Genomic DNA, 8,127 nt, shown 5'->3' on the forward strand with positions numbered 1-8,127 from the left:
TTGCGGCCCAATCGCCGGCAAGCCGGCTCCCACATGACTATCGCAGCGGCGCGGACCCTGTGGGAGCCGGCTTGCCGGCGATCGAGGGCGCAGCCCTCGTATGTATTTTGGGTGTTCAAGCGCTACGGCGTCTACTCACACTGGTTGAGTACCATCCGGTTTTGGTTGCTCCGCCGGAATCAGCTGCTGCTTGCCGCCCTGCATGTCCATCAGGTACACCTCGACCTGGCGAACAGAGATCTTGATGTTGTGCGCTTTGAACTCGCGATTGATAAAGCGGTTGATCTCGTCCAGCGTCGGGTTGCGGTCGCCCAGGTCCCGTACATGCATGCGCAGTTCGTGGTCCAGCGAGCTTTCGCCGAAATTGAGGAAGTATACGAGCGGCTCCGGGTCCTTGAGCACCCGTGGGTTCTCGTGGGCGCCCTTGAGCAGCAGCTCGCGCACCAGGTCCAGGTCGGAGCCATAGTCGATGCCCAGTTTCAGCGTGACGCGGGTGACCGTGTCGGTCAGCGACCAGTTGATCAGCTGGCCGGTGATGAAGGTCTTGTTGGGGACGATGATGTCCTTGCGGTCGAAGTCGGTGATGGTGGTGGCGCGGATACGGATCTTGCTCACGGTGCCGGACAGGTTGCCGATGGTGATGGTGTCGCCGATGCGCACCGGGCGCTCGAACAGGATCATGATGCCGGAGATGAAGTTGGCGAATATCTCCTGCATGCCGAAGCCCAGGCCGACCGACAGGGCTGCCACCAGCCACTGCAACTTGTCCCAGCTTACGCCGAGGGTCGACAGGGTACTGACGATACCTATACCGACGATGGTGTACGACAGCAGCGTGGTGGTGGCATAGGCGCTGCCCTGGGCCAGGTTCAGCCGCGACAGCACCAGCACCTCCAGCAGGCCCGGCAAGTTACCGGCCAGGGCGAAGGTGATGCCGACGATCACCAGCGCGCCGAGCAGGTCGCCGAGGCTGATCGGCACCATGCTGGCGGCCGTGCCGGTGCCGCTGGTGTATTCGTACAGGGTGAAGTTGTTGAGGTAGGCGAACACCGTGATCAAGTCGGCCCACACCCAGTACAAGCCGGCAATGAAGCCACCGAGCAAGGCCAGGCGGATCAGGCGCAACGACTGCTGGTTGACCTGCTCGATGTCCAGTGTCGGCTCTTCGGTGATGACTTCGCCATCCAGCCCTTCCTTGGCGGCCGCACGCTTGCTCAGGGCACGCTGGTAGGCCAGGCGCCGCGCGGCAACCGACAGGCCGCGTACGAAGGCGGCCTCGATCACCAGCCAGAACATCAGCAGGTAAAGGGTGTAGATCAACCGGTCGGTGAGTTTGAGTGCGGTGTAGTAATAACCAAAGCAGACTGCCACGAACAAGGCGATCGGCAAGGCCGTGAAGGCCAGCCCGACGGCCCTGCGGAACAGCGAGGCGTCGCGGTGCGCGGGGCTGCTCAGCAACAGGCGGCTGAGCAGCCAGGCCATCAGTGCATAACAGGTCAGCACTACCCCGATGCCCAGCACGTCGTCGGCCAGTGCCGACGGCTGGTGCTCGGCCACCGCCACGACGCCGACCAGCGCCAGCACTACGGTGCCCAGCCTGCGCACCCAGCCGCGCAGGAACTCGACTTGCGGCTTGTGCCAGCGGAAGTGGACTTCCGCCACCCCGCCGGGGGCGAGTATGCGGTAGGCGGTGTAGAACACCAGCCAGGCCTGGGCCAGTTGCCAGAGCGCGGAGCCAAGGTTGGCGTTCTGCCCGCGGGCGTCGATCTGCAGGGCATAGCTGCACAGGGCAAGGCCCAGGCTCACTGGCATCGCCAGGAGGATATTGATCAGGATCGCCTGGGGCGTATGCCACTGGCTGTCACGGCGAAAATGGCCGATGTCCTGGTGCACCTTGCTCAGCCGCTGGTACAGGTATTTGCGGCGCCACAGCAAGGCGCCGATCACCAGCAGTAGCGGCAGGAACAACAATGGGCGCTGGCTCAGCCCGTCGCCCAGCTCCTTCAGGCCAGACCCCCAAGGCACGTCGGCGACCTGCTTGGCAAAGCGCTCCGGAACAGACTTCAACCAGTCCCAGTCCAGCGGCTTGTTGCTCGGGATCCAGAACATCTGTTCGTCGAGCGTGGTGCGCAGGCCTTGCGCAGTGCTGAGCAGCTGCTTCTGGTTGAGCTGCAGGGTGATCGATTCGTTGAGCAGCGCCGACAGTTCTCGGTTCAGGCGTTCGAGCAGGTCGCTGCGGGTGATCGCCACTTCCAGCAGGGCTTTGCGCAGGGCCGGGGTGACGTCTTCCTGCGGCTGGTTGGCCAGCAGCTTGTCGACGTAGGTCACGGGGCTGCTCATCTGCTCGCGCTGCTGGTTGATCTCGAACTGGTACAGGCGGATGTCAGCGATCTGGTCGGCCAGGTCACGGTCGAGCTTCAGGTGCGGCAGGGCCTGTTTCTGCTTGTAGAGGATCTTTGACAGCAGCAGGCTGCCCTTGAGCACGCTGATCTGCTCGTCCAGGGCCTGGTCGGCCTGGGTCAGGCTGTCGAGCTGCTGCTTGGTGCGCAGGTTCTGCTGGGTCAGCTCGTTAAGACGGTCGGTGCTCTTGAGCAGGTAGTCGGAAAGCTTGAGGTTGGCTGCGCTTTCGCTGGCCAGCAGGCTGCTGCCGCCAGCCTTCTGCGCTTCGATCGACTGCTGGGTGACGGTTTGCTGTGATTGGGCCAGACGTTTCTCATTGATCAGCGTCTGCAGGTCCTGGATTTCCTGTTCCAGGCGTGCGGTGCGTTCAATCAGCAGGTCGTGGCGGGCGTTGCCCAGGTCTTGCAGCAGGCCGTTGCCGGCCAGCTCCTGGCGGCGCAGCAGAGTCACGGCATTTAGCGAAGCCAGTTCGGCATTGAGCTGGTTACGCTGGTCGGCATTGATTGATTTGCCGCCATCCTTGCCGCTCTTGAGGATAGTGTTGATCTGCTGGCTGCGGGTCTGGTTGTTGCTGATCTCAGCCTGAGCGCGCTCGGGGCGGGTCTGCGAATTGATGATCAGGCTGTTGGCGTCGGACAGCGCTTTTTGCAGCTCGCCCTGCAGGGTGTTGCGTTCGCTGAGCATTTGTTCGAGTTGCGGCACGCTAAGGCTGGCGTAGCGCTGGGCCACCGGTTGTGGCTTGCTGGCCTTGAGCTTGGCCAGTTCTTTCTGGCTGTCGCTGGTCTCTTTGGGGGCGCCAGCCAGCTGTTGCTTGAGCGCGGCAAGCTTCTTCTCGCTGTCTTCCTTGTTGGCAAGCAGGCTCAGGGTTTGTTCGAGCACCTGCTGCAAGGCCTTCTGATCGGCCTCGGGCAGCTTGCGTTCGGCGATCTTGTCGAGGCTGTTCTGGATACTGGCAGCGCTCGGGGCTTCGGCCGCAGCAGCGGCGAACGGCAGGGACAGGCACAGCCCGAGCAGGGCTGTGCGAAGGTACACGCGCAGGGACATAGGCAGACTACTTGTGGATCATGCAGAAACGAAGTTTAGAGGAACAATCCTGGTCCGGGTCGCGTTCCTTCGGGGAATCTGACGCCCACTTTCTGGATCTTGTTCCCGTCCATGGTCGCCACGGTCCAGATCGTGCCGTGCCATTCGACCTGATCGCCCACTACTGGAGCGCCCCCGACCTTCTGTCGGATGAACTGCGCCAGCGGCATTTTTGCGTCCAGGCCGTCGAGTTTCAGGCCGTAAAGGGCTGCCACCGCGCCCAGTTCGGCATCGCCTTCGAGCACGAAGTCGCCGAAAAAGCGCAGGTCCAGGCCGCGTTGCGGGGCTTGGCTGAACAGTTTGCCCAGTGCTGGCAGGTTGTGTTCGTGGCCGATCACGCAAAGCATGTCGCCGACTTCGAGCACGGTACTGCCGGAGGGGTGCAATAGCTGTTCGCCACGGAACAGCGCGGCGATGCGGGTGCCCTCGGGCATCTTAAGTTCGCGCAGGGCGGCACCGATGCACCACTTTTCCGCACCCAGGCGATAGACGAACAACTCCCACTCGCTGGTGATGTGCACCTCGAGCGCAGACCGCGAGATCGGTGCCGGGTCCGGTGGTACCGTGACTTTCAGCAGTTTGGCCATCCACGGCAGGCTGGTGCCCTGCACCAGCAGCGATACCAGCACGATGAAGAACGCCAGGTTGAAGAACAGCTGCGCGTCAGGCAGCCCGGCCATCAGCGGAAACACCGCGAGGATGATGGGGACCGCGCCGCGCAGGCCGACCCAGGAAATGAAGGCTTTCTCGCGGCCATGGAAGGCCTTGAACGGCAGCAGTGCGGCAACCACCGACAGCGGCCGCGCGATCAGGATCATCCACAGCGCCAGGCCCAGTGCGGGCAGGGCGATCGGCAGCAGGTCATGTGGCGTGACCAGCAGCCCCAGCACCAGGAACATGCCGATCTGGGCGAGCCAGGCCATGCCGTCGAGCATGTGCAGGATGCCGTGGCGGCTGCGGATCGGCTTGTTGCCCAGCACCAGGCCGCACAGGTAAACGGCAAGGAAGCCGCTGCCGTGCAGGGCGTTGGTCAGCGAGAACACCGCCAGCCCGCCAGCGATGACCAGAATAGGGTACAGGCCACCGGCCAGGTTGATCCGGTTGACCAGTTGCAGCATTAGCCAGCCACCGCCCAGGCCCAGCAGGCCACCGATGCCGAACTCGCGCAGCAAGTGCCCCAGCAGGCTCCAGTGCAGCCCGGTCTGGCCGCTGGCGATCATGTCGATCAGGGTGACGGTGAGGAAGACGGCCATGGGGTCGTTGCTGCCCGATTCGATCTCCAGCGTGGCCGTGACCCGTTCGTTCAGGCCTTTGCCCCCGAGCAGCGAGAACACCGCTGCGGCGTCGGTGGAACCGACGATGGCGCCGATCAGCAGGCCCTGGATGAGGCTGAGGTCAAACAGCCAGGCCGCGACCAGGCCGGTGAGGGCAGTGGTGATCATCACGCCGATGGTGGCCAGCGACAATGCCGGCCACAAGGCCACGCGGAAGCTCGCTACCCGCGTGCGCAGGCCGCCGTCGAGCAGGATCACCGCCAGTGCCAGGTTGCCCACCAGGTAGGCGGTCGGGTAGTTGTTGAAGATGATGCCGCCACCGTCCACGCCTGCGAGCATGCCGACCGCGAGGATGATGACCAGGATTGGAATGCCAAGGCGCGACGACAGCGAGCTGACCAGGATACTTGCGCCCACCAGCAATGCGCCGATCAGGAACAGGCTGTTGATGGTGCTTGCATCCAAAGGCAGGTACTCCGGGATAACGCGGGGAAGAGGACTCGATAGCTTTGAAGAACTAGCAGGTCGCGTGCCAATCGATTCTAACCTGATGAATTGGCAGCATGTAAAGCGTTTCTGCAGATGTAGAAAAGGCACCGCGGTGGGTGCCTTTTCTTGTGTTGCCTATGCCGGCGATGAGGCCGGTGCAGGTCAGGCCTGCTTCACTTCACGCATTGGCTTGCCTTTTACCGGGGCGCCGTTGGCCACGTAGTACTTGGCAGTGCTGCGAGGCAGCGGCTTGCGGTTGCGGATCTTGTCCGAGATTTTCTCGGCGATCATGATCGTGGTGGCGTTGAGGTTGCCGGTGATGATGATCGGCATGATCGACGCATCCACCACACGCAGGCCCTGCATGCCGTGCACGCGGCCTTCGCCATCGACCACCGCCATGTCGTCGGTACCCATCTTGCACGAGCAGGACGGGTGGAAGGCGGTTTCGGCGTGCTCGCGGATGAACTTGTCCAGTTCTTCGTCCGTCTGCACGTGCGCGCCCGGGCTGATCTCGCGGCCACGGTACGGGTCCAGCGCTGGCTGGGCCATGATCTCGCGAGTCAGGCGGATACCGTCACGGAACTCCTGCCAGTCCTGCTCGGTGGCCATGTAGTTGAACAGGATGCTCGGGTGCTGGCGAGGGTCCTTGGACTTGACCTGGACGCGGCCACGGCTAGGCGAACGCATCGAGCCCATATGTGCCTGGAAACCGTGTTCCTTCACGCCGTTGGAACCGTTGTAGTTAATCGCGACAGGCAGGAAGTGGTACTGAATGTTCGGCCATTCGAACTCAGGGCGGGTACGGATGAAACCGCCTGCCTCGAACTGGTTGCTGGCGCCGATGCCGGTGCCGTTGAACAGCCACTCGGCACCGATGGCCGGCTGGTTCCACCACAGCAGCGACGGGTACAGCGACACCGGCTGGGTGCAGGCGTACTGCAGGTAAAGCTCGAGGTGATCCTGCAGGTTCTCACCGACGCCCGGCAGGTCGTGCACGACCGGGATGTCGAGGCTTTCCAGCAGGGCGCGCGGGCCCACGCCGGAGCGCTGCAGCAATTGCGGCGAGGCGATGGCGCCAGAGCTCACGATGACTTCCTTGCGGGCGCGGGCTTCGACGCGCTCTTCGCTGTCGCCGACCAGATAGGTCACGCCAACGGTGCGCTTGCCTTCGAACAGCACGCGGTCGCTCAGGGCATGGGTGACGATGGTCAGGTTCGGGCGCTTCTTGGCCTGGTCCAGGTAACCGCGGGCGGTGCTGGAGCGGCGGCCGTTCTTGGTCACCGAACGGTCCATCGGGCCGAAGCCTTCCTGCTGGTAGCCGTTCAGGTCTTCAGTGCGCGGGTAACCGGCCTGTACGCCGGCCTCGACCATGGCGTTGAACAGCGGGTTGTTGCCGGCTTTGGGCGTGGCAACGCTGAGCGGGCCTTCACCACCGTGGTAATCGTTGGGGCCGATGTCACGGGTTTCCGCCTTGCGGAAGTACGGCAGGCAGTCCAGGTAAGCCCAGTCTTCCAGCCCCGGCAGTTTTGCCCAGCCGTCGAAGTCCAGGGCGTTACCGCGGATGTAGCACATGCCGTTGATCAGCGAGGAACCACCCAGGCCCTTGCCGCGGCCACATTCCATGCGGCGGCCGTCCATGTGCGGCTCCGGGTCGGTCTCGTAGGCCCAGTTGTAGCGACGGCCTTGGAGCGGGAATGCCAGGGCGGCCGGCATCTGGGTGCGGAAGTCGAGGCGGTAGTCGGGGCCACCGGCTTCGAGCAGCAGGACGGTGACGCTGGCGTCTTCGGTCAGGCGAGTGGCCAGGGTGTTACCGGCCGAGCCGGCACCAACGATGATGTAATCGTATTCCATGGGCTTTCTCCTCGAAAGCAGCGGCAAGCTTCAAGCTACAAGCTGCAAAAAAACACAGCCGTGCGAAGCTCGCGAATGGATTAGGGCTGCAAGGGCCGGGGCGTGATGCACCCGGCACTTGCTTGCAGCTTGTTGCTCGCGGCTTGGAGCTGAGTTTCTCAGAAGACCGACGCGTAGCCGCCCAGTTCGACCTGGACCGACTTGATGCGAGTGTACTGCGCCAGCGAACTGATGCCGTTTTCACGGCCGACGCCCGACTGCTTGTAGCCACCGACCGGCATTTCGGCTGGCGATTCACCCCAGGCGTTGATCCAGCAGATGCCGGCTTCGAGCTTGTGGATGATGCGGTGGGCGCGGGTGATGTCGTTGGTGCACACGCCTGCGGCCAGGCCGTATTCGGTGTCGTTTGCGCGACGGATGACTTCTTCTTCGGTTTCGTAGGTGAGGATGCTCATCACCGGGCCGAAGATCTCTTCCTTGACGATGGTCATGTCGTCGGTGCAATCGGTGAACACGGTCGGGGCCACGAAGGCGCCCTTGGCGAAATCACCTTCGGTCAGACGCTCGCCGCCGCACAGTACGCGGGCACCTTCTTGCTTGCCCTTGGCGATGTAGCCCAGCACGCTTTCCATGTGCTGGAAGCTGACCAGCGGGCCGAAGTTGGTGTTTTCGTCTTCCGGGTTGCCGGCGCGGATACGGGCAACGCGCTCGGCGATCTTGGCTTCGAAGGCCGCTTTCATCTGGGCAGGGATGAACACGCGGGTGCCGTTGGTGCAGACCTGACCGGAGCTGTAGAAGTTGGCCATCATGGCGATGTCGGCGGCCTTGTCCAGGTCGGCGTCGGCGCAGATGATCAGCGGCGACTTGCCACCCAGCTCCATGGTGACTTCCTTGAGCGAGGAGCTCGAAGCGCTGGCCATGACTTTCTTGCCGGTGGTGGTGCCGCCGGTGAAGGAGACTTTCTCGATGCGCGGGTGTTCGGTCAGCCAGGTGCCGACTTCACGGCCGCTGCCGGTCAGCACGTTGA

The 8,127-nt window shown here is 63.3% G+C and carries 4 protein-coding genes; all 4 read right to left on the reverse strand.

The genetic code is table 11. The features are described from left to right. Positions 1 to 135 precede the first annotated feature (135 nt). Positions 136 to 3,444, reverse strand: coding sequence for a mechanosensitive channel MscK (gene mscK, locus BLX42_RS09110; RefSeq protein ID WP_161871626.1), 3,309 nt, complete (start codon positions 3,442 to 3,444; stop codon positions 136 to 138). Between the two features lie 35 nt (positions 3,445 to 3,479). Next, positions 3,480 to 5,222 carry a potassium/proton antiporter gene (locus BLX42_RS09115; RefSeq protein ID WP_115273385.1) on the reverse strand — a complete coding sequence of 581 codons (1,743 nt, stop codon included), beginning with the start codon at positions 5,220 to 5,222 and terminating at the stop codon, positions 3,480 to 3,482. 186 nt (positions 5,223 to 5,408) lie between these two features. After that, the gene (betA, locus tag BLX42_RS09120) at positions 5,409 to 7,100 is read right to left on the reverse strand and encodes a choline dehydrogenase (RefSeq protein WP_161871627.1); all 1,692 of its coding nucleotides are present in this window, start codon (positions 7,098 to 7,100) and stop codon (positions 5,409 to 5,411) included. Between the two features lie 158 nt (positions 7,101 to 7,258). Next, a partial coding sequence (locus tag BLX42_RS09125) for an aldehyde dehydrogenase family protein (RefSeq protein ID WP_161871628.1) occupies positions 7,259 to 8,127 on the reverse strand: 869 nt, incomplete at its 5' end.

The sequence above is a fragment of the Pseudomonas sp. SG-MS2 genome (assembly GCF_009933855.1).
In the GTDB taxonomy this organism is placed as follows: Bacteria; Pseudomonadota; Gammaproteobacteria; order Pseudomonadales; family Pseudomonadaceae; genus Aquipseudomonas; species Aquipseudomonas putida_E.

Excerpts from the sequence above, each read along its gene's own strand:
- mscK (WP_161871626.1), bottom strand. The coding sequence starts at position 3,444 with ATGTCCCTGCGCGTGTACCTTCGCACAGCCCTGCTCGGGCTGTGCCTG.
- betA (WP_161871627.1), bottom strand. The coding sequence starts at position 7,100 with ATGGAATACGATTACATCATCGTTGGTGCCGGCTCGGCCGGTAACACC.